The sequence below is a fragment of the Cupriavidus sp. PET2-C1 genome (assembly GCF_054515855.1).
In genome coordinates this window covers 524,772-546,393 of record NZ_CM137259.1, presented here as the reverse complement: position 1 = coordinate 546,393, position 21,622 = coordinate 524,772, and the positions used below count along the sequence as shown (strand labels likewise).

General features: G+C 66.7%; 18 protein-coding genes. 11 read left to right on the top strand and 7 right to left on the bottom strand.

The features are described from left to right. Genes ACX12D_RS02470 through ACX12D_RS02455 form a run of 4 tightly spaced genes read left to right on the top strand, consistent with a single transcriptional unit; the run spans position 1 to position 3,495 of the window. The gene (locus tag ACX12D_RS02470; protein WP_459372797.1) at positions 1-1,296 is read left to right on the top strand and encodes a vWA domain-containing protein; all 1,296 of its coding nucleotides are present in this window, start codon (positions 1-3) and stop codon (positions 1,294-1,296) included. Continuing rightward, positions 1,287-1,868: a CoxG family protein gene (locus ACX12D_RS02465; RefSeq protein WP_441640201.1), complete on the top strand. Its 582-nt coding sequence runs from the start codon at positions 1,287-1,289 to the stop codon at positions 1,866-1,868. The genes ACX12D_RS02470 and ACX12D_RS02465 overlap by 10 nt, the downstream gene beginning before the upstream one ends. Further along, positions 1,841-2,869, top strand: a complete 1,029-nt coding sequence (locus ACX12D_RS02460) for an XdhC family protein (protein ID WP_441640200.1) — start codon at positions 1,841-1,843, stop codon at positions 2,867-2,869. The genes ACX12D_RS02465 and ACX12D_RS02460 overlap by 28 nt, the downstream gene beginning before the upstream one ends. Further along, positions 2,866-3,495: a nucleotidyltransferase family protein gene (locus ACX12D_RS02455; protein WP_459372796.1), complete on the top strand. Its 630-nt coding sequence runs from the start codon at positions 2,866-2,868 to the stop codon at positions 3,493-3,495. Before ACX12D_RS02460 ends, ACX12D_RS02455 begins: the two co-directional genes overlap by 4 nt. A gap of 851 nt (positions 3,496-4,346) precedes the next feature. On the opposite strand, the gene ACX12D_RS02450 is transcribed toward ACX12D_RS02455, so the two are convergent. From ACX12D_RS02450 to otsB, 4 genes are all read right to left on the bottom strand, one after another. Continuing rightward, positions 4,347-5,519 (bottom strand): integrase core domain-containing protein, encoded by a 1,173-nt coding sequence (locus tag ACX12D_RS02450; protein ID WP_459372795.1) that lies wholly within the window; start codon positions 5,517-5,519, stop codon positions 4,347-4,349. Between the two features lie 295 nt (positions 5,520-5,814). Next, positions 5,815-7,206: an alpha,alpha-trehalose-phosphate synthase (UDP-forming) gene (locus ACX12D_RS02445; RefSeq protein WP_459372794.1), complete on the bottom strand. Its 1,392-nt coding sequence runs from the start codon at positions 7,204-7,206 to the stop codon at positions 5,815-5,817. Between the two features lie 34 nt (positions 7,207-7,240). Next, positions 7,241-8,998: a glycoside hydrolase family 15 protein gene (locus ACX12D_RS02440; protein WP_459373906.1), complete on the bottom strand. Its 1,758-nt coding sequence runs from the start codon at positions 8,996-8,998 to the stop codon at positions 7,241-7,243. 93 nt (positions 8,999-9,091) lie between these two features. Beyond that, positions 9,092-9,877 (bottom strand): trehalose-phosphatase, encoded by a 786-nt coding sequence (gene otsB / locus ACX12D_RS02435; RefSeq protein ID WP_459372793.1) that lies wholly within the window; start codon positions 9,875-9,877, stop codon positions 9,092-9,094. A gap of 242 nt (positions 9,878-10,119) precedes the next feature. Between otsB and ilvA the strand changes: the two genes are divergently transcribed. Together ilvA and queF are read left to right on the top strand one after the other, a co-directional pair. Beyond that, positions 10,120-11,646 carry a threonine ammonia-lyase, biosynthetic gene (gene ilvA / locus ACX12D_RS02430; RefSeq protein ID WP_441632388.1) on the top strand — a complete coding sequence of 509 codons (1,527 nt, stop codon included), beginning with the start codon at positions 10,120-10,122 and terminating at the stop codon, positions 11,644-11,646. Positions 11,647-11,661: 15 nt separating this feature from the next. Then, on the top strand, positions 11,662-12,495 hold the full coding sequence (gene queF, locus ACX12D_RS02425) for an NADPH-dependent 7-cyano-7-deazaguanine reductase QueF (protein ID WP_441632386.1): 834 nt from the start codon (positions 11,662-11,664) through the stop codon (positions 12,493-12,495). 55 nt (positions 12,496-12,550) lie between these two features. Here the strand turns inward: queF and ACX12D_RS02420 are convergent, their stop codons facing one another. Both ACX12D_RS02420 and ACX12D_RS02415 read right to left on the bottom strand, forming a co-directional pair. Continuing rightward, positions 12,551-14,065 carry an amidase gene (locus ACX12D_RS02420; RefSeq protein ID WP_459372792.1) on the bottom strand — a complete coding sequence of 505 codons (1,515 nt, stop codon included), beginning with the start codon at positions 14,063-14,065 and terminating at the stop codon, positions 12,551-12,553. Between the two features lie 178 nt (positions 14,066-14,243). Further along, positions 14,244-15,374, bottom strand: a complete 1,131-nt coding sequence (locus ACX12D_RS02415; RefSeq protein ID WP_459372791.1) for a substrate-binding domain-containing protein — start codon at positions 15,372-15,374, stop codon at positions 14,244-14,246. Positions 15,375-15,522: 148 nt separating this feature from the next. Between ACX12D_RS02415 and ACX12D_RS02410 the strand changes: the two genes are divergently transcribed. Next, positions 15,523-15,936, top strand: coding sequence for a MarR family winged helix-turn-helix transcriptional regulator (locus ACX12D_RS02410; RefSeq protein ID WP_459372790.1), 414 nt, complete (start codon positions 15,523-15,525; stop codon positions 15,934-15,936). A gap of 28 nt (positions 15,937-15,964) precedes the next feature. Here the strand turns inward: ACX12D_RS02410 and ACX12D_RS02405 are convergent, their stop codons facing one another. Then, complete coding sequence (locus tag ACX12D_RS02405) at positions 15,965-17,374, bottom strand: carbohydrate porin (protein WP_459372789.1); 1,410 nt, start codon at positions 17,372-17,374, stop codon at positions 15,965-15,967. A gap of 207 nt (positions 17,375-17,581) precedes the next feature. On the opposite strand from ACX12D_RS02405, the gene ACX12D_RS02400 reads away from it, so the two are divergent. From ACX12D_RS02400 to ACX12D_RS02385, 4 genes are read left to right on the top strand one after another with little or no spacing between them, the layout of a single operon-like run. Further along, positions 17,582-18,340, top strand: coding sequence for a TetR/AcrR family transcriptional regulator (locus tag ACX12D_RS02400; protein WP_459372788.1), 759 nt, complete (start codon positions 17,582-17,584; stop codon positions 18,338-18,340). A gap of 27 nt (positions 18,341-18,367) precedes the next feature. Then, the gene (locus ACX12D_RS02395) at positions 18,368-19,366 is read left to right on the top strand and encodes an HlyD family secretion protein (protein WP_459372787.1); all 999 of its coding nucleotides are present in this window, start codon (positions 18,368-18,370) and stop codon (positions 19,364-19,366) included. Continuing rightward, a complete protein-coding gene (locus ACX12D_RS02390; protein ID WP_459372786.1) occupies positions 19,363-20,382 on the top strand; it encodes an ABC transporter ATP-binding protein in 1,020 nt (339 codons plus the stop codon). Before ACX12D_RS02395 ends, ACX12D_RS02390 begins: the two co-directional genes overlap by 4 nt. Continuing rightward, on the top strand, positions 20,379-21,557 hold the full coding sequence (locus ACX12D_RS02385; protein ID WP_459372785.1) for an ABC transporter permease: 1,179 nt from the start codon (positions 20,379-20,381) through the stop codon (positions 21,555-21,557). Before ACX12D_RS02390 ends, ACX12D_RS02385 begins: the two co-directional genes overlap by 4 nt. Positions 21,558-21,622 lie beyond the last annotated feature (65 nt).

The following is a 21,622-nucleotide window of genomic DNA, read 5'->3' as shown; positions in this document are numbered from 1 at the left end:
ATGCCCCGGCTCCATCCGGACGCTCCGCTGGCCGCCGTGCCACCCGCTGGCACGCTGCCCATGCTGGCGCGCAACGTCACGCATTTCGTGCGGCTGCTGCGCGATGCCGGCTTTGCGCTGTCGCCCGCGCAGGCTGTGGATACGCTGCTGGCGCTGCAATACGTGGACATCGGCAGGCGCGACGAGGTGCGCGCGGCCATGGCAGCCCTGATGGTGAGCGGGCCCGACCAGCGCCTGTTGTTCGACGCCGCGTTCGACCTGTTCTGGCGCGACCCGGACTGGGAGGGCAAGCTGCGCGCCCTGCTGCTGCCGCGCGTGGATGCCGGCGCGCCGCCGCCGCCGCGCAACAACCGGCTGGCCGACGCGCTCGCCGCCCAGCGCCCGCCCGAGTCCGGCCGACGTGGCGAGGACCACGTCGAGCGCTTCACCGCGCCGCTCACCTTCTCCGCGCAGGAGCGCCTGGCGCAACGCGACTTTGAAACCCTCGGCGCCGAAGAATGGCGCGCGCTGCAGCATATGATCCGCGCCCGCCACGCGCGCCTGGCCACAGAGCGCACGCGCCGCCTGCGCGCCGCCGCCAGCGGACCGCACGCCGACCTGCGCGCCAGCGCCCGGCTTGCAGTGCGCCAGCAAGGCGAATGGCTGCGCTGGAAATACCGCCGCCGCGCCGAGCGCCGCCCACCGCTGGTGCTGCTGCTCGACATCTCCGGCTCGATGAGCCAGTACTCGCGCGCGGTGCTGTACTTCTGCCATGCGCTGATGCAATCGCGCGAGCGGCTCTCCGTGTTCCTGTTCGGCACCCGGCTGACCAACATCACCCGCTGGCTGCGCGAGCGCGACCCGGACGAGGCGGTTGGCGCCATCACGGGCCAGGTGCGCGACTGGGCCGGCGGCACCCGCATCGGCGCCGCGCTGGCCACCTTCAACCGCCAGTGGGCGCGCCGCACGCTGTCCGGACGCGCCACGGTGCTGCTGGTCACCGACGGGCTCGACCATGAAGACATCGACCTGCTAGGCGCCGAAATGGCGCGCTTGCGCCGCTTCGCTCATCGCATCGTCTGGCTCAACCCGCTGCTGCGCTATGCCGGCTTCGTGCCGCAGGCGCGTGGCGTGCAAGCCATCCTGCCGCATGTGGACGCCCTGCGCTCGGCGCACAACCTGGACAGCCTGTTCGCGCTCGAATCCCTGCTGGCCGCGCGCGAGACGCTGGCCATGCCCGTGTTCCCTGCGGCGCCGAGGCCGGGAGACATGAAAAACATGAAGGACACCAAGGAGACGCCCCAACCATGGAAATGACACAGACGCGGCAACTGCCGGTAGCGCAGCAAACCGCCTGGGAAGCCCTGAACGACACGGCGCTGCTCAAGCAATGCATCCCAGGATGTGAGAGCATCGAGCCTGACGGCGACAACGCCTACCTGGTGGCGCTGACCGCCGCGGTAGGCCCGGTCAAGGCGCGCTTCAAGGGGCGCATGGCCCTGCAGGACATCCAGGCGCCCGACAGCTACACCATCCAGTTCGACGGACAAGGCGGGGTCGCCGGTTTCGGCAAAGGCACCGCAGCCGTCACGCTGGCCCCCGAAGGCGATGCGACAGTGCTGACCTACACGGTCAACGCCCAGGTTGGCGGCAAGATCGCGCAGATCGGCTCGCGCCTGGTCGACGCCGCCGCGCGCAAGATGGCCGATACCTTCTTCGACCGCTTCACGGCGGCAGTGAGCGGGTCCGGCGCGCAGGGTGACGAGCCAGGCACGGATGACAATGTCGCCAAGGACGGAGCGGCAGCCGCCGAAGGCAGCGCGCCCGATGAACAAAACGGTGAAACGAAGCGGAAACGATCATGGACAGCGTGGATCTCGAAGTCCTGAAAAGCAGTGTGAAGTGGCAGGCCGAAGGCCATCGCACGCTATTGGTGACGGTAGTCAGAACCTGGGGCTCCTCGCCCCGGCCGGAAGGCGCCATGCTGGCCGTGCGCGACGACGGCCTGGTGGTCGGCTCGGTCTCGGGCGGCTGCATCGAAGATGACATCATCGACCGGGTACGGCGCGAAGGCATTGCCGGCGCGCACCCCGAGGCCGTCAAGTACGGCATCAGCGCCGAGGAAGCGCACCGCTTCGGCCTGCCCTGCGGCGGCACCATCGAACTGGTGACCGAGCCGCTCAGCGCCGACAGCCACCTCGACGAACTGCTGGCCGCCGTGGAAAACGGCAAGCTGGTAGCCCGCACGCTCGACATGGCTAGTGGCCGCGCCACCCTGGGCCCGGCCCAGGCCACCGACGGCCTTGCCTTCGACGGCGCCACGCTGCTCACCATCCACGGGCCGCGCTACCGCATGCTGGTGATTGGCGCGGGACAGCTGTCGAAGTACCTGAGCCAGATCGCGGTTGGCCTGGGCTTCCAGGTCACCGTGTGCGACCCGCGCGAGGAATACACCGAAACCTGGGACATCCCTGGCGTCACCATGGTGCGCACCATGCCGGACGACACCGTGACCGAGATGAAGCTCGACGAGCGCTGCGCGGTGATCGCCGTCACGCACGACCCCAAGCTCGACGACCTGGCCCTGATGGAAGCCCTGCGCACGCGCGCCTTCTATGTCGGCGCCCTCGGCTCGCGCCGCAACAACCAGGCGCGCCGCGAGCGGCTCAAGGAGTTCGACCTCAACGACCTGCAGCTCGCGCGGCTGCACGGCCCGGTCGGCATCTACATCGGCAGCCGCACGCCTCCCGAGATCGCCATCTCGATCCTGGCCGAAGTCGTCGCCGCCAAGAACCACGTCTCGCTGCCCGACATCCTCCAGGTAGAAGGCGCCAAGGCCGCGCGCGAACTGGCCGCCAACGAAGGCAGCACCTGCAGCCCCGCCCCGTGACCAGCCCGCTGACGGGCCCCATCAACGGCGCCATCCACACCGCCGAGCCCCCCACCGGCATCTTGCTGGCAGCCGGCTACGGCCGCCGCTTCGACCCCGCCGGCCAGCGCAACAAGCTCCTGGCCACGCTGCCCGACGGCCACACCGTAGCCGCCCGCAGCGCCCGCACGCTAGTCTCCGTGCTGCCCGGCACGCTAGCCGTGATCCGCCCGGGCAATGCCGCGCTAGCCGCCGAATTGCAAGCTGCCGGCTGCCGGGTACTCGAGACCGCAGCAGCCGAGGCCGGCATGGGCGCCGCGCTGGCCGCGGCGGTGGCCGCCACGCCCGGCGCCAGTGGCTGGGTAGTGGCGCTGGCCGACATGCCATGGCTGCCGGCCGAGCTGGTGCGCGCGGTGGCGTTGACGATCACGACGCGTGACGCGATTGCCGCGCCGTGGCGCGACGGACGGCGTGGGCATCCGGTTGGATTCGGGTCCGCGTGGCGGGATGCCCTGCTGAAGCTTGATGGGGATGAAGGCGCACGGGAGTTGTTGAAGACGCAGCCGGTGATGAGGATTCTTACTGAGGATGAGGGGGCGTTTCGGGATGTGGATGTTGAGGGGGATATAGGGGGAGGGGGGGTGTAGGGGGAAAGGGGGGGTGTAGGGGGGGATATTGGGGTGTTTGCTGGCGGTGTTGGTTTTTGCACCCAAGGTGCCATACGACATCGCTCTGCTGGGTTGGTCGCTGTTTATTTCGTCGGCGATGGCTTTTGCACCCAAGTGCCATACGACATCCCCCTGCGGGGGCTGCCGGTCACTTTTCTTTGACCGGCAAAGAAAACTAACGAAAAGAAAGCCGCCCTGCCGGGAGCAGAGCAATAAGGCTGTTTGGGCCTCGGTGGTTGCGTCGTACGGCCCGGAGTGTTGGCTGGCGGATTCTACCGACCCAAAGGACATCGCTACTGCATGACCCAATGGTCACGTGGTGGTGCCCCTCATCGCTTTGCTCGGTGAGCGTTCGGGCATCTGCCGTTCGCGGTGCGGAGCGCCACGACCCTACCTGCCTTGGTGGTTTCGTGGTTTTGTCTCTGACGGTGGCCGCCCGGCCATTTGCGGCCCTGCCGTACCGGCGCGAGCGGCACCTTGCTGTCACCCCTTCTGGTTTCGTGGTGGGCACCGTGGCCCGTCCGCGAGGGCCGCGCTCGCACCTCACCGCGCTCGTCCTCCGAGACAAAACCACGAAACCAGCCACACCCGAAACGGCGCAGCCCCTCGCGCCGCGAACGGCAGATGTGGGAATGGTCACCGCACACGAGGTCAGGGGCCTCACGACGTAACCCATGGGTCATGCAGAAACGATGCCCTCTGGGCCGGTAGGATTCGCCAGCCAACACTCCGGGCCGTACGACGCAACCACCGATATTCGAGAGCCTTATTGCTCTGCGCCCGGCAGGGTCGGTGTACGAGTCAACCACATGGGTAACAAACGAGTTCACTCACATAGGTAACACTTTGAGGGTTAGATAGCCTTTTCTGGCCTGGCGTTCATCGACTTGGCCCAATGCCATTGGGCCGAAGTAGACACGCCACAATCCTTCGCCTATTGCTTCCAGTCCGACCGTTTCGCCATAGAGCAAATGCCCCACATAAATGATCTTGCCAGCCTTGTAGATCAAACCACCACTCGTCACCTTGTGGGGCTCGACGTAGCTCGCATACTCCATTGGCATCAGCCGCTTTGGATACGCTCGGCCTGACTCCACATAGCGGCTCTGCGGTGTGCTCTGGTTCAGCGCTTCATGCGGCCTTTGCTCGTTGTAGAAACGTTGGAACTCGTCCATCCGCCGCTGCTGTGCCCGCAACGTAGTGGCAGGCGGTTGGGCCGTGGCGCGCTTGAGCGTGCCATGCATCCGCTCGTGCCGCCCATTCTGCTCCGGATGCCCGCGGGCTATGCGCTCCGGCATGATCCCCAGCTTCAGCCACCAGATCGACAGCCGCGACAGCCCGCCACAGCCGATGCTCGCAAAGGGCACGCCGTTGTCCGTGCGCAGCCGGTCCGGTAACCCATAGCGGCGAAACAACCGCTCGAACACCGCCTGCGTCGGCACCAGCTGCGTACCGCGCAGGCCCTGGCAGCTCAGCAGATAACGGCTCGCATGATCCATCACCGTCAGCGGATAGCACCACTGCCCATCCCCGGTCAGAAACTGCCCCTTGAAGTCCGCGCTCCACAGCCCGTTGGGCTCGTGCGCCGACCTCAGCACCCCGCCGTGCGGCATCACCCGGCGGCGCACGCGCCGCGAGACAATTCGTCCAGCCTGCTTCAGCACGTTGTAGATGGTCGTGCGCGACGGCACGGCCTCGGCGCCAAAACGCCCTTCCAGCAGCTTCTGGATCTTCTTCGGGCCCTGCTCCAGGCCGCCCTGCGTGCGCAGCTCCAGAATCGCCTGGCGAATCCCATCCGGCAACCGCTCCTGGCAATGCCGATTGCGCCCGCGCTCGGCGAGGCCTTCCAGCCCTTCGCTGTCGTACCGTTCTATCCACTTATAGCCGGTCTTCCGGCTAATGCCATAACGCTCGCACAGGGCGCTGACGCTCTCGAGCTGCCGCAGATGATCGGCGATGAACAGAATTCGTTGGTCCATGGGTCTCAGCTCGCTCCAGGGCATGGGCGTCTCCTTCCAGGCTCGCCCATGCAGGGTAGAAAACTGTCACCTATGTGCTTGAACTCAAGTGTCACCTATGTGAGTGAGTCGTACCTCGGCTTTCTTCTCGTTAGTCTTCTTTGCCGACGCAAAGAAGAGTGACCGGCAGCCCCCGCAGGGGGATGTCGTATGGCTCTTGGGTCCAAAAACCATCGCCGACGAAATAAACAGCGACCAACCCCGCAGAACGATGTCGTATGGCACCTTGGGTCCAAAAGCCAACACCGCCAGCAAACACCCCCCGTACCCCCCTCCCCCTTTACCCCCCATCCGTCTCCGCCAAAGTCCTCAAATACTCCCTCCTCCACCAATGCACATCCTGTGCCCGAATCCGCTCCAGCAACTTCTGATGCCGAGACTGCCGCTCAGCCAGCGGCATATGCAAGGCCTGCTGAATCGCCTGCGCGGTAGCATTGATATCGTAGGGATTCACCAGCAACGCCTCGCGCAACTGCTCGGCAGCACCAGCAAACCGCGATAGCACCAGGACTCCGGGATCGTCCGGATCCTGCGCGGCAACGAACTCTTTCGCAACCAGGTTCATCCCATCGCGCAACGGCGTCACCAGCGCCACGCGGCAAGCGCGGCAAAGGCCCGGCAAACGGCGCCGTGCCGTGGTGCGATGGATATAGCGCACCGGCATCCAGTCCAGCTCGCCATACTCGCCATTGATGGCCCCGGACAACCCTTCGAGCTCGCGCCGCAGATCCGCGTAGGCATCTACCGTTTCCCGCGATGGCGCGGCGATCTGGATCAGCGTGGCGCTGCGGCGGTTCTCGGGATACTGCGCCATCAGCGTCCTGACCGCCTTGAGCCGCTGCGGCAGCCCCTTGGAGTAATCCAGGCGATCGATGCCTAGCAGCAGACGGCGGGTCGAATACTGGCCGCGCATCATCTCGTATGTCTCGCGCGATTCCTCGCAATGGCCCAGCGCGATGAATTCGTCGACGTCGATGCCGATCGGGAACGCCTGCGCGCGCACGGTGCGGTGGAAGGCCCGGAAGCGATACTCGCCCATGGGCTCGGCCTGCGCTTCGCTTTGCACGTAGCGCGAGAAATGCTCGAGATCGAGCTGGCTCTGGAAGCCGACCAGGTCATAGGCGAACAGCGCCCGCATCAGCCATTCGTGTTGCGGGATGGCGGCAAGGATCAGCGGCGGGGGCAGCGGGATATGCAGGAAAAAACCCATGCGCTGGCCACAGCCCATGGCGCGCAGCTCAGACGCAAGCGGGATCAGGTGATAGTCGTGGATCCAGATCACATCGTCCGGGCGCAGCAGCGGCGCGAGCTTGCGCGCAAAGAGTTGGTTGACGCGGCGATAGATGTTGAGATAACCGGAGTCGAAATCCGCCAGGTCGATGCGATAGTGGAACACCGGCCACAGCACGCCATTGCTGTAGCCCTGGTAGTACGCGTCGTGGTCCTCGCGGCACAGGTCGACCGTCGCCAGCGTGACATTGCCGGCTTGCTGGATGTGCAACTCGCCCTCGCCCGGCGTGCCGCCCTGCGCGGCTTCCACGATCTTGCCGCTCCAGCCGAACCACATGCCGCCGGTAGCCTTGAGCGCTTCGCCCAGTGCCACGGCGAGACCGCCCGCGGCAATGTTGCGCGGATCGGCCACGCGGTTGGATACCGCTACTAGTCTGCCCATACGTTCCTTTGCGCTGGCCTTGCCGCGCGCGCCTTCAGATCACGGAATCCCATGGCGCGGACAGGCGCATGGCGCCGTTGATCAGGCCCACCATCGAGTAGGTCTGCGGAAAATTGCCCCACATCTCGCCGGTCACGGGGTGCGTATCCTCGGACAGCAGGCCAAGCGGATTGCGCGCCGCCAGCATGGCCTCGAAGATCTCGCGCGCTTCCTCGCGGCGACCCACGCGCGCGAGCGCATCGATACGCCAGAAGGTGCAGATATTGAAGGCGGTCTCGGGCTTGCCGAAGTCGTCCGGCGCCTCGTAGCGGCGCATGTATGGCCCGTCGCACAGCGACGCTTCCATCGCCTTGAGCGTGGACATGAAACGTTCATCCCTGGGCTCGATAAAGCCGACTTCGGCCATCAGCAACACGCTGGCATCGAGCTCGCGTCCGCCGAAGCTTTCGGCGAACGCCTGGCGTTCCTCGCTCCAGGACTCGCGCACGATGCGCACCTTCATGCCGTCGGCATGCTGGCGCCAATAAGCCGCGCGATCGGGCAAATGCAGCGCATCGCCGATCTTGGCGAGGCGGTCGCAGGCGGCCCAGCTCATCAGCGCGGATGAGGTATGCACCCGCGCGCGCGTGCGCAGCTCCCACATGCCGGCATCGGGCGTGCCGAACACGCGTACCGCCTGCTCGCCCACGGTTTCCAGCACGTGGTACTCGCCCGCCCCGCCGCGGTGCAGCAGGCGATGGTCGTGGAAAGCCTGGGCCGCGCCCAGCACCACGTTGCCGTAGACATCATGCTGGAAGTGCTCCTGTGCCTGGTTGCCCACGCGCACCGGACCCATGCCGCGGTAGCCGGACAAATGATCGAGCATGCTCTCCGGCAATTCGAGCTCCAGCCCGATGCCGTACAGCGGCTGGATATGGCCATTCTTGGATTGCATCACCACGTTGGACAACCAGCGCAGGTAGTCCTCCATGGTGCCGACCTCGGACAAGCTGTTGAGCGCGCGGATCACGAAAAACGCATCGCGCAGCCAGCAGAAGCGGTAATCCCAGTTGCGCCCGCTGCCGGGCGCCTCGGGAATGCTGGTGGTCATGGCCGCGACGATGGCGCCCGTCTCTTCATACAGCGACAGCTTGAGCGTGATGGCGGCGCGGATCACCGCGTCCTGCCACTCGCGCGGCACCGCGAGGCGGCGGCTCCACATCCGCCAGTAAGCCGTGGTTTCCTGCTCGAAGTCGCGTGCGATTTCCTCCACGCCACCCTGCAGGGTTTCATCGGGACCGAGGATGAAGTTGAGGTCGCGCGTGAGCAGGAAAGGCGTCTGCGACAGCACATAGGTCAGCGGCGCGTCGGTGGTCATGCGCAGCGTGGTGCCGTCGCCGATATAGCGCACGTGGCTGCTGCCGCGCGTGATCTCGGGCTTGATGCGCCCCCAGTCGAAACGCGGCGCTAACGTCACGCGCACACGCGGTGCGCCCTGAACCGGCCGGATGCGGCGGATCAGCGAGGTGGGACGGAAGTAACGCCCGATGCGGAAAAAGCGCGGCGCGAAATCGGTGATCTCAAGGCTGTTGCCATGCCGGTCGGTCAGCCGGGTCCGCAGCACGGCGGTATTGGGCTCGTACCACTGGTGTGCTTCCTGGAAGTCCTCGATTTCGATGGCGAAGTGGCCTGCGTTCTCGCCCGGATCGAGCAAGGCATTGAAGACCGGGTCGCCGTCAAAGCGCGGCAGGCAGCACCAAACAATGCGCCCGCGCCCGTCGACCAGCGCGGAGATCGCGCAGTTGCCGATCATGCCCAGCGATAGCGAAGGGTCGGCGTAGCGGCCGGCACCTCCGGCGCGCGCCGGATTATCCTCGGTGGATGGGTTGCTCACAGCGAATCCCCCTCAAGACGTCGTTGTGGATGTAGCTCCGGAAACCTGTGTGCCCTGCGCGGCGGCCATGGCTTCGAGCGCCTTGGCGGAGCGATGCAGCCAGCAGCGCAGCGCGGCCGGGCCGGTCACGCTGGCGGTGGCGGCGCTGGGCCGCTCGCCAACCAGCAGGCCGATGCCGCCGAGGCGGCGCACCACGGCAAAGCCGGCCTCGTCGGTAATATCGTCGCCGGCAAACAGCGGCGTGCGCCGCGCAAATGGCGGGCTGCGCATAAAGGCATCGATGGCGCCACCCTTGTCGATGCCCGCCGGCTTGAGCTCCACCACCATCTTGCCGTGCAGGACTTCGATGCCGGGCACGCCGCTGGCGAGTTCGGCCGCGAAGTTGCGCACCATGCCTTCGAGATGGGGAGCAGCGCGGTAGTGCACCGCCACCGCGACCGACTTGCGCTCGAGCTGCAAGCCGGGATGCGCGCCGACCAGGACTTCCAGCGACGGGAGCAGCAGTGGCACGCCGGGGTCGGGCTGGCGCAGGCGGTGGCCGCCCGCGTCGCGCAGCTCCGCACCGTGCACGCCGGCGCATGGCAGTTTCAGCGGCTGCAGGAAATGATCCAGCTCGGCGATCGGCCTGCCGGAAACCAGGGCTACCGCGCCGCCCAGATGCAGATGCAGGGCGCGCAGCGTCCCCACCAGTTCCGGTTCGACCTGCACGAGGTCAGGACGCGGCGCAAGGTCGGCCAGCGTACCGTCGAAATCCAGGAACAGTGCGGTGTTCGGTTCGATTAGAGGTAGGGAAGGCATTGCGTTACACCGTATCACGAGTGTTCCGGCAGCGTCCACCGGGCTTCGTCCTACAAGGTGCGCAAGCGCCCCTTGGGCGCGCCACGGCGGTGCAGGCACCGCTGCAGCGCACAACACGCCCGGCGCACGAAGGTGAGCTTGCCTGCCCTTCGCGGCCGCCTGCGCGGAGGTGCAGCCATCGCCGCCCCCCGCCATCCATTATCATTACCGGTTTCCGCCAATCCCCGCCCCGGCTGTCCACGATGACCCGCAAACCCGATTACCTGAGAAAGATCCTGACCGCCAAGGTGTACGACGTGGCCCAGGAGACCGATCTCACCTACGCAAACCTGCTCTCCGCGCGCACCGGCAACAAGGTGTGGTTCAAGCGCGAGGACACCCAGCCGGTGTTCTCGTTCAAGCTGCGCGGCGCGTACAACAAGATGGCCTCGCTGTCGCCGGAAGAGCTCAAGCGCGGCGTGATCGCAGCCTCGGCCGGCAATCATGCGCAGGGCGTGGCGCTGTCGGCCGCGCGCCTGAAGTGCAAGGCGCTGATCGCGATGCCGGTCACCACCCCGCAGGTGAAGATCGACGCGGTACGCGAGCGCGGCGGCGAGTGGGTGGAAATCGTGCTGCACGGCGATTCGTACAGCGACGCCTACAACCACGCCGCGGTGCTGGAGAAAAAGCACAAGCTGACCTTCATCCACCCCTTCGACGATCCCGAAGTCATCGCCGGCCAAGGCACCATCGCCATGGAGATCCTGCGCCAGCACCCGGGCCCGCTGCATGCGGTGTTCGTGGCGATCGGCGGTGGCGGCCTGATCTCCGGCATCGCGTCGTACATCAAGGCCGTGCGCCCGGAGATCAAGGTGATCGGCGTGCAGACCGTGGACTCCGACGCGATGAAGCGCTCGGTGGACGCAGGCAAGCGCGTGGAACTCAAGGAAGTGGGCCTGTTCTCGGACGGCACCGCCGTGAAGCTGGTCGGCAAGGAAACCTTCCGCATCACACGCGAGCTGGTCGACGAGATCATCCTGGTGGACACCGACGCCATCTGCGCCGGGCTCAAGGACGTGTTCCAGGACACCCGCAGCATCCTGGAGCCGGCCGGCGCCATGGCCGTGGCCGGCCTGAAGCTCTACGCCGAGCGCGAGAAGCTCAAGGGCCAGCATCTGGTGGCCATTGCCTGCGGCGCGAACATGAACTTCGACCGCCTGCGCTTCGTGGCGGAGCGTGCCGAGGTGGGCGAGGCGCGCGAGGCAATCTTCGCGGTCAGCATCCCCGAGGAACGCGGCAGCTTCAAGCGCTTCTGCGAGCAGCTCGGCACACGCAATGTGACCGAGTTCAACTACCGCATCGCCGACAACAGCATGGCGCATATCTTCGTCGGCGTGCAGATTGCGAGCCGCGCGGAGAACGAGAAGATCGCCGCCGGATTCCGCCGCCACGGCTTCGATACGCTGGACCTGTCCAACGATGAGTTGGCCAAGCAGCACATCCGCTACATGGTGGGCGGGCACTCGCCGCTGGCGCATGACGAACTGCTGTACCGATTCGAGTTCCCCGAGCGGCCGGGCGCGCTGATGCGCTTCCTGTCGAGCATGAGCCCGAACTGGAATATCAGCCTGTTCCACTACCGCAACCAGGGCGGCGACACCTCCAACATCCTGGTCGGCATCCAGGTGCCCAAGAACGAGAAGCGCGCCTTCCGCGCCTTCCTCGCCACGCTGGGCTATGTACACTGGGAAGAGACCGAGAATCCCGTGTACAAGCTGTTCCTGTCCTGATCATCCGAGGCAACCATGAGCCTTCCCGAACAATCGCCGCTAGGCAAACCCTCGGCCTACAAGACCGAGTACGACCCGACGTTGCTGTTTCCGATCCCGCGCCAGCCCAAGCGCACGGAGATCGGCCTGGCGCAAGGCCGCGCGCTGCCGTTCTTCGGCGTGGACATCTGGAACGCGTACGAGCTGTCGTGGCTGAACATGAAGGGCAAGCCGCAGGTGGCGCTGGCCAGCTTCATCATTCCGGCCGACACGCCCAACATCGTCGAGTCCAAGTCGTTCAAGCTCTACCTGAATTCATTCAACCAGAGCAAGATCGCCTCGCCCGAAGCGTTGCAGCAGCTGCTGCACCACGACCTGTCCGAGGCCACCGGCGGCACGGTGCAGGTGCGCCTGGTGACCGAGGCCGATCTCGGCACGCAGAAGATGGCCGAGCTGGACGGCGTGCAGCTGGACCGGCTCGACATCGAGACCGACATCTACGAGCCGGCACCCCACTTGCTGCATGCCAGCCAGGACGAGCCGCCGGTGGAAGAAACGCTGGTCTCGCACCTGCTCAAGTCCAACTGCCTGGTGACCGGCCAGCCGGACTGGGGCAGCGTGCAGATCCGCTACGTGGGCGCGCCAATCAATCAGGAAGGACTGCTCAAGTACCTGATCTCGTTCCGCAACCACAACGAGTTCCATGAGCAATGCGTGGAGCGGATCTTCACCGACGTGATGCGGCAGTGCAAGCCGGTGAAGCTGGCGGTTTATGCGCGCTATACGCGGCGCGGCGGGCTGGATATCAATCCGTTCCGCACCAACTTCAACACGCCGTGGCCGGACAACCGGCGCAACGCCCGGCAGTGATGCCGTAAGGGATGGGAGAAGGCCCGGCGCGTGCGCCGGGCTTTTTTTTGCGCCATCAGAACTTGTGCCAGTCTCCCGATTGCTCGAAGGCATGCGCGGCACGGTAGATGGTCGCCTCATCCCAATGCTTGCCCACCAGCATCAAGCCGATCGGCAGCCCGTTGCCCAGCCCGCAGGGCACGCTCATGGCCGGATGGCCGGTGGCGTCGAACGGCGCCGTATTGGCCACCATCTCGAAGGCGCGCTGAATCACTTCGGCCAGCGGCGCGCCGGGCGCGGGAATCGGCTGCGCCTTCAACGGCAAGGTCGGCATCAGCAGCAGGTCATAGCGCTGCAAGGTGTCGTCATAGGCCTGGCGCAGCTGACGCGCGAGGTTCTGCGCCTTGGCGTAGAAGCGCCCGCCATACTGCTGCATGAAGAACTCGCCGATGAACATCGACAGCTTGAGCGAGGGCGAAAGCTGGTCCGCCTGCTCGCGCCAGCCCGCATGGCGCTCCAGCAGGCTCGTGGTGTACAGGCCCTTCCAGTTGAAGCCCATGCCGTTGCCATGCATCATCTGCGCCTGCAAGCCTTCCAGCGCGATGGGCGTCCAGATGGCGGCGCCGTCCAGATGCATGGGTATGCTGACTTCCTCCACCACCGCGCCAAGCCGCGCCAGGCGCTGGGCACCCTCGCGTACCTTGGCATCGACATCGGCCTCACTGTTGGCCAGGCCAAAGCCTTCGCGCACCACGCCGACGCGCAAGCCGGCCACGCCCCTGCCGAGCGCCTCGGTATAGCGCTCGACCCTCGGCGCGTACTGGCGCGGGTCCAGGCCATCCGCCCCGGCGATCACTTCCAGCAGCAAGGCGTTATCGGCCACGGTGCGGGTCATCGGGCCGGTGTGGTCGATGGTGGATTCGATCGGCATGATGCCGGTATAGGGAACCAGCCCATGCGTGGGCTTCATGCCATAGCAGCCGGAAAACGCAGCCGGAATGCGGATCGAGCCGCCCTGGTCGCCGCCGATCGCCATCTCCACCTCGCCCGCCCCGACCAGCGCGCCGCAGCCGGAGGACGACCCACCCGCGATATAGCCCATCCGATAGGGGTTGTGCACGGGGCCGGTGGCGTTGGTATGGCTGCCGCCGGACAGACAGAAGCATTCGCAATGCGCCTTGCCGACAATGGTGCCGCCGGCATCGAGGATGCGCGTCACCACGGTGGCGTCGAGATCGGGGACGTAGCCTTGCAGCGTCGATGAGCCGTTCATCATCGGCACCCCGGCCAGGCAGATATTGTCCTTGAGCACGACCGAGCGCCCTGCCAGCGCGCCACCGGCGGCCCCCTTCACTTCGGTCTTGACGTACCAGGCATTGAGGCGGTTTTCCTGGGGCGGCGGCTGATAGCCCGCGCTGCGCGGGTACTTCGGCTCGGGCAGGAAGTCAGGCAGTTCGTCGACGCGGTCGTAGGCCTGGATGCTCCCCTCCATCAAGGCGAGGTACTCGGCGCATTCGGCCTCGCTCATCGTCATGTGCAGACTGGCGATCAGCTCGCGCATCTGGGCCTGGGTGGGGCGCTTCACGGTCATGGCGTACTCCTGTGCAAGGTGGAAAAGGTGGGAAAGGTGGGAAAGGCTGGGAAGGTGGGGAAGGCATGAGAAGACTGGCCCGCTATCCTGGGGCAGCCGTCATATTATTTTCCAAAGAAATAATTTCCAAGGAAAATATTAAGCGGCTAGGGAAAACCATGGCGACACGGCCGTGGGCTCAGAGTTGCCTGACGACGTTGAAAAAGTGGCCGTTGGCCTCGGCCAGGAAGACCGGTTGCTGCACCCGTGCATTGCCGCGCCAGGACAGTCCGCGCACGCTGCGGAACACCAGCGGCGCGGTGCGCCGCGCGCGCTGCGGCGCAGCCGCCAGCGCCGCCAGGAAGTGCACGCCATCGTAGACGGACTGCCCCAGCGCATTCAACACCGGTGCCCGTTCGCCAAAGCGGCCGTGATAGCGTTCCTTGAAGGCCATGTTGGCCTCGCTGGGCAGGGCGGCGAAATAGCCAGCGGCCGCGAACAGCCCCTCGGTGTTGGCGGCCCCGATGGCAAGCAAGCCGTTTTCCTCGATGGCGCACGACAGCCGGCGCACACGCCGCTGCAGGCCCGATGCGCCGAACTCGCGGTTAAAACGCACGGCATCCTGCCCGATCAGCGAAAGCAGGACCGCATCGGGCCGCAGCCTCTCGATCTCCTGCAGGACCTTGCGATAGGACGCGCAACCGTGTTCCACATAACGATCGGCCAGCACTTCCCCGCCCAGCGCCCTCAGTGCGCCGCTGGCCAGCCCGTGCGAGGCACGCGGCCAGACGCAGTCATTGCCGACGAACACCCAGCGGCGCGCGCGGTACTGGCGATACATCGCCGCCAGCGCGGGCAAGAGTTGCTGATCCGGTGTTTCACCGATCGCGTAGACACCGGGCGCGCACTCGCCGCCTTCGTAGAGCGGCGTATAGACAAACGGAATCCGTCCCCCCGTGGCGGCGCGCACGCGTGAGCGCACCGCGCTGGTATGCATGCCGACCACGGCGTCGAGTTCGCCCTCGCACACCAGGCCGCCGAGCAAGTCGGGGATATCGCGGCACTCGTCGACGGCGTTGAACACCTGGAGGCGGATCTCCCGCCCGCGTATGCCACCCTGCCGGTTCAGTTCTTCCGCCGCGAGCTGCGCGCAGGCGCGTGCCGACGGGCCCCAGATCCCCGCGGCGCCCCGCACCGGCACTAGCAAGCCGACGTTCAGGCAATCGGCGCGGCGCGCGCCGTAGCCAGCCGGCTGTGCATCGACCAGGCAGGTCAAAGCCGGGTCGTCCGGCGCCGGGGCGCAACTGGGCTGCCGTGGTTTCCATTGCATGGCTTCGTCTCCTTGCCGGGCAGGGCGGTAACGCCGCGTCTTGTCAGCGCGCCTCGGTCCGCAAGAATAGCAAGCGAGGACAAGGCCAGAAAGCTTTCCTGGGAAAGTTTTCCCGTATACTAACGCAGTGTTTCACGCAGGCCTGCCCATGAGCGATTTCGACAGCTACCTAGCCCAACTCCTGTCACGCGCCCACCTCGCCGTCCACGCCCGGCTGGAACAGGCGCTGGCGGCGGAAGGCGTACAGGTCGAACATTGGAAAGTGCTGCGGGTGCTGGCGGACGAGCAAGGGCACGCCATGGGCGAGGTGGCCCAGGCACTGGCGATGCATCCGCCCACCCTGACCAAGCTGGTTGACCGCATGATCGGCCATGGCCTGGCCATGCGCGGCCCCGACCTGCACGACAACCGCCGCGTGCTGCTTTACGCCACCGACGATGGACTGGCGCTGTCCAAGCGGCTCAATCGCCTGGTGCAGCAGCATGAGGACGGCATCGTGCGCAGCCTTGGACCCGCCAAGGCGAAACAGCTCAGGGCATTGTTGAGCGCGCTGGGCGACTGAACCACCGGCAAGCCGCAGCCCCCGGGACTCAGAACTCCGCGTGCAGGCGCACGCCGTAGAACTTTGCCGGGCCGCGGTCGCGGTTGTAGCCAGGATTGCGGATGTACTGGAAATCCGGGCTGATGCTCAGGTACTTGACCGGCTGGAAGCTATAGAACAGCTCAACGATCTGCTCGGGACCATAGCGCAGCGCGCCATCGCCAAGAAAAGCGCCCTGCCCGCCGGCAGCCAGGTAAGCCTGGTGCCGCGATCCCAGCATATTCACCGACATCGCCAACCCAACCACATCGCGCGGCCGGCCCCACGCATTGCCGTTGAGCACGCCGCCGGCGGCAACCTGCCGGCCGATTTCCGTAAAGGCATAGGTCTCGGTCTTGTCGTCCGACATATTGGCGCGCGCGAACACGCCGAGCGATTCGTTGACCCGCTGCATCAGCGACAGTCCCGCGCCGATCTTGGCGTGCTCCTCGCGCACATTGGCCACGTCCGGCGCAGCGCCGGTGGCGGCGCCGAGTTGCAGCGCGTCGCTGAACGCGCCCATGCGCGCCTTGTTGCGCCAGAGCAGCAGGCGCGCCACGCCGGGCTGGCCGGCCAGGTTGTAGCGCTTCTCGAACTCGAGGATGTCGCCATAGTGCTGGAACATCCGCGTATCGAGTTCGAGCCCGTTGGACTCCAGCGGCTGCAGGAAGCGGCCAAGCCGCACCGACCACATGTCGCCAATGTACTCGAGCGCCACGCCCCAGTTGTAGCCGCGCGCATCGGCCGGGTAGTCGAAGGAGCCGTGCGCCATGAACGACCAGTTCATGAACTGGGTGCGCGGGTCGGAGCCGTACTCGTTCTGGTCGAACACGTCCAGCACGCCGAAGTTGCCGGCGGTCAGCACCACGCGGCGCTTGTCGACGCTGCCGGCCAGCTGGTTGAAATCAGCGTCCACCTGTTCGCTGCCACCGCCCAGCCCCCAGGTCTGGCGGACAAACGCGCGCGCCCGGTAGAACACCGGACTTGTGCTCGATACCTTGGCCAGCTCGCCGTTAGTCGGGCCGCCGAGGCCGTGCAGCTCGGAGAACGGCACGCCCTGGGTCACCTCCGGATTGAAGTGGAACTCCGCGCCGCGCCACAGGCGCACGCCAAGATCGAGCGTGGTGCTGAACGAGTAGCTCTTGGCGCGGTCCGCCGTCAGGCTGTTGGCGCCGGAATAGGCCGCGCCAAAGGATGGCTTGCGCTGCCAGATATAGGTGGTCTGGCCGTGGAAGGCGTAGTCCTCGGGGGCATCGGCCTGCACGGGCGCGCCGCTGCTTGCCTCGGCTTTTTCCTGCGCCTGGGCGGGCATGGCCGCCATGCCGGCAAGGCCGGCCAGCGACAAGGCCACGCCCGCCAGGCGAGTGGCAAAAAACAGGCGTGGCCGCGCTGGGGCGGCGGGGAAGCGACAAAGCAGCATGAAAAATCCGGGGAACAGCAGCTGGCAGATTCAGGGGCAAGCCTGGCTGATGGGCGGACGAAGCATAGCCAAGCGTTTATGACATGTCTACCTTGCATTGCTGCGACGCAACATAACAGGAAGACAAGTGGCTGCAAGATCACGTTGTAATCGACCTTGAATTAATTAATTCACAAATTAATATTATCTGCAGACTCAGGAGCCGCCATGCCGCCTGCTACTGCCACCCCGCCCCCGGGCCGCCGTCCGGGCCGCCCTGCCGCCGGGCTTGGGGGTAGCGCGGGCCAGCGCGAGCAATTGCTGGACGCCGCCACCGAGTTGTTCGCCCAGCGCGGCGTTGCCGCCACGGCGATCAAGACCATCGCCATCCATGCTGGCGTCACCCCGGCGCTCGTGCACTACTACTTCCGCGATCGCGAGCAGTTGCTTGACGCGGTGGTCGACGAGCGCCTGCAGCCGCTGGTGGAACAGGTGTTCGCGCCGGCCTCGGCCGACAGCGCGGACGCCGCAGCCATGCTGGTGGGCATTGCCGGGCGGCTGATCCGCACCGCCGCCGCCACGCCATGGTTTCCCGGGCTGTGGATCCGCGAGATCGTTAGCGCGGACGGCCAGCTGCATCAGCGCGTGCTGCAGACGATCGCGCTGCGGCGCGCCGGCCTGGTGATCGGCCCGCTGGCGGCAGCGCGCGAGCGCGGCGAGATCAACGCCAGCCTGGAGCCGGCGCTGCTGATGGTGTCGCTGATCGGCCTGACGCTGCTGCCGCTGGCCACCACCCATATCTGGCGCCGCCTGCCCGGCGCCGGCACCATCGACAGCGAGGCGCTGGTGCGCCACGTGAGCGCGCTGCTGGCGCACGGCCTGGGAGTACCGCCGATCGCGCCGATCGCGCCGATCGCGCCGATCGCGCCGATACCGCCGATACCGCCGATAGCGCAGCCCGGGCCGGCCACGCCGCCGTCCGCCTGAACCCAGCCTGCCCGCCACGGAGCCCGCATGCCTCGCCACGCTCAGCCTCATCCATCCCGCCCCGTCCCGAACCGGCGTGCGGGCTGGCCATCGGCCGCCCTGATCGGCGCGGCGCTGCTGTCTGCCTGTGGCGAGCCTGCGCCACCCTCCTGGCAAGGCTATGTGGAGGGTGAATTCGTCAGCGTGGCCTCCCCCTTTGCCGGCCGGCTGGACCAGATCTCCGTCCAGCGCGGGCAGCAGGTGGCAAGCGGCGCGCCGCTGTTCGCGCTGGAGGCCGACGACGAGCGCGCGGCCCGGCAGCAAGCAGCGGAACAAGTGCGCGTGGCCGAGTCTCAGCTTGCCGACCTGCAGACCGGCAAGCGCGTGCCGGAAGTCGACGTGAGCCGAGCCCAGCTGGCGCAGGCGCAAGCCGCCGCGGTGCGCAGCGCCGCGCAACGCAAGCGCGACGAAGCCCAGTACGCCATCGGCGGGATCGCGCTGGCCCAGCTGGAAGAGAGCCGCGCCACCGCCGCCTCCGACGCCGCCCGCGTGCGCGAGCTGCAGCGCGATATCGACGTGGCCCGGCTGCCGGGGCGCACCGCGCAGCAGGCGGCCCAGCAAGCCCAGGTAGCCGCCGCGCGCGCGGCGCTGGCGCAGGCCGAGTGGAAGCTGTCGCGCAAGACCGTGGCCGCCACGCAGGCCGGCCTGGTCTACGACACGCCCTTCCGTCTTGGCGACTGGGTGCCGGCCGGCAGCCCGGTGGTGCGGCTGCTGCCGCCGGGCAACGTCAAGGTGCGTTTCTACGTGCCGCAGGCCGTGCTCGGCGCGTTCAAGAATGGCGAGGCCGTGCGCGTGCGCTGCGATGGCTGCGCCGCGCCCATTGCGGCCACGGTCACCTACATCTCCAGCCAGGCCGAGTACACGCCGCCGGTGATCTACAGCAATGAAACGCGCAACAAGCTGGTGTTCCTGATTGAAGCGCGGCCCGCACCGGCCGACGCGCCGAAGCTCCATCCGGGCCAGCCGGTCGAGGTGGCAAGGCCATGACCGCGACCGTTGCGCCCCTGGACGGCGGGCCCGGCAAAGCCAGCGCCCTGGCCATTGACGTGCACGGCATCAACAAGCACTACGGTGACAAGCACGTCGTCAACAACCTGACGATGCAAGTCGCGCGCGGCGAGATCTTCGGCTTCCTCGGCCCGAACGGCAGCGGCAAAACCACGTCCATCCGCATGATGTGCGGGCTGCTGACACCGGACTCGGGCACCGGCACCTGCCTGGGCTACGACATCCTGCGCGAAACCGCCGAGATCAAGCGGCGCGTGGGGTACATGACGCAGAAGTTCTCCTACTGGGACGATCTCTCCATCCGCGAGAACCTGGATTTCGTGGCGCGCGTGTACGGCATGCCGCGCCGGCGCGAGGCGGTGGACCAGGCGCTCGAGGAGCTCGGCCTGGCCAGCCGCGCGCAGCAACTGGCCGGCGCGCTCTCGGGCGGCTGGAAGCAACGCCTGGCGCTGGCCGCCTGCCTGCTGCATGAGCCAGAACTGTTGCTGCTGGACGAGCCCACCGCCGGGGTCGACCCGAAGGCGCGCCGCGATTTCTGGGAACAACTGCACCAGCTAGCCGCGCGCGGCATCTCGGTACTGGTCAGCACGCACTATATGGATGAAGCCGAGCGTTGCCACAAGCTCGCCTATATCGCCTACGGCAAGCTGCTGGCGCAGGGCACGGCAAGCGAAGTGGTGGCCAGCCAGAAGCTCGTCACCTGGAGCGTGCAGGGCGAGCAGCTCTCCGCGCTGTCGGATCAGCTCAAGGGCGCGCCGGGCGTGGAACAGACCGTGGTGTTCGGCAGCGCGCTGCACGTCACCGGGCACGACGCGCCCGCGCTGGAAGCCACGCTGCGCCGCGTTGCCGGCCCGCAGCACCGGATCGAGCCGATCGAGACCAGCCTGGAAGACGTCTTCATCCACATGATGAGCGGCGCCGATGACAATATGCGCGCGGACAAGCAAAAGCAAAAGCAAAAAACCAGGCAGGACGGCAAGGAGGCCCAGGCATGACGCGCGACGCAGGCGAACCGGCCAAGGCCACCAACGGCGCACGCTTCCCGCTCTCCTTGCAGCGCTGGTGGAGCATCGTGCTCAAGGAGTTCCTGCAGCTGCGCCGGGACCGCGTCACCTTCGGCATGATCGTCGGCCTGCCCATCGTGCAGCTGATGCTGTTCGGCTTCGCCATCAACACCGATCCGCGCCACCTCACCACCGCGGTCATCGCCGCGGACCAGAGCGAGTTCACCCGCTCCTTTGTGGCCGGCATGCAGGCGACCACCTACTTCAACGTGGTCGGCACCCTGCCCGACGAAGCCGCCGGGCGCGAGGCGCTGATGAAGGGCGAGGTGCAGTTCGTGCTCAGCATCCCGCCCGACTTCACCAGCCGGCTGCTGCGTGGCGAACGCCCGGCGCTGCTGGTGGAGGCCGATGCCACCGACCCGTCCGCCACCGGCTCGGCCATCGCCGCGCTGTCGCAGCTGCCGTTCTCGGTCGCGGACAAGGACCTGCAGGGCGCGCTGGCGCACCTGGCGGGCGGCAAGCCGCCGTTCGACGTGCAGGTGCAGCGCCTTTACAACCCAGAGGGACTCACGCAGTACAACATCATTCCCGGGCTGATGGGCGTGATCCTGACCATGACCATGGTCATGATGACGGGCCTGGCGATGACGCGCGAACGCGAGCGCGGCACCATGGAAAACCTGCTCGCCACGCCGGTCAGGCCGCTGGAGGTGATCAGCGGCAAGATCGTCCCCTACATCTTCATCGGCCTGATCCAGGCCACCATCATCCTGCTGGCCGCGCGCTGGGTCTTCGGCGTGCCCTTTGTCGGCTCGGTGGTTGCGGTCTACCTGGCGGCGCTGCTGTTTATCGGCGCCAACCTGACCGTGGGCATCACGCTGTCGTCGCTTGCGCAAAACCAGTTGCAGGCGGTGCAGCTGACGTTCTTCTACTTCCTGCCGAACCTCCTGCTGTCCGGCTTCATGTTTCCCTTCCAGGGGATGCCGCGCTGGGCGCAGGCCATTGGCAACCTGCTGCCGATGACCTACTTCAACCGCCTGATCCGCGGCATCCTGCTCAAGGGCAACAGCTGGACCGAGCTATGGCCGAACGTGTGGCCGATGGCCCTGTTCACGGTCGTCGTCATGACCATTGCAGTGCGCTTCTATCGCCGCACGCTGGATTGAGGAGCCTGCCATGCAAGCCTCGCCACACGGTATATCCACATCCCGCACGGTCCTCGCCATACTGG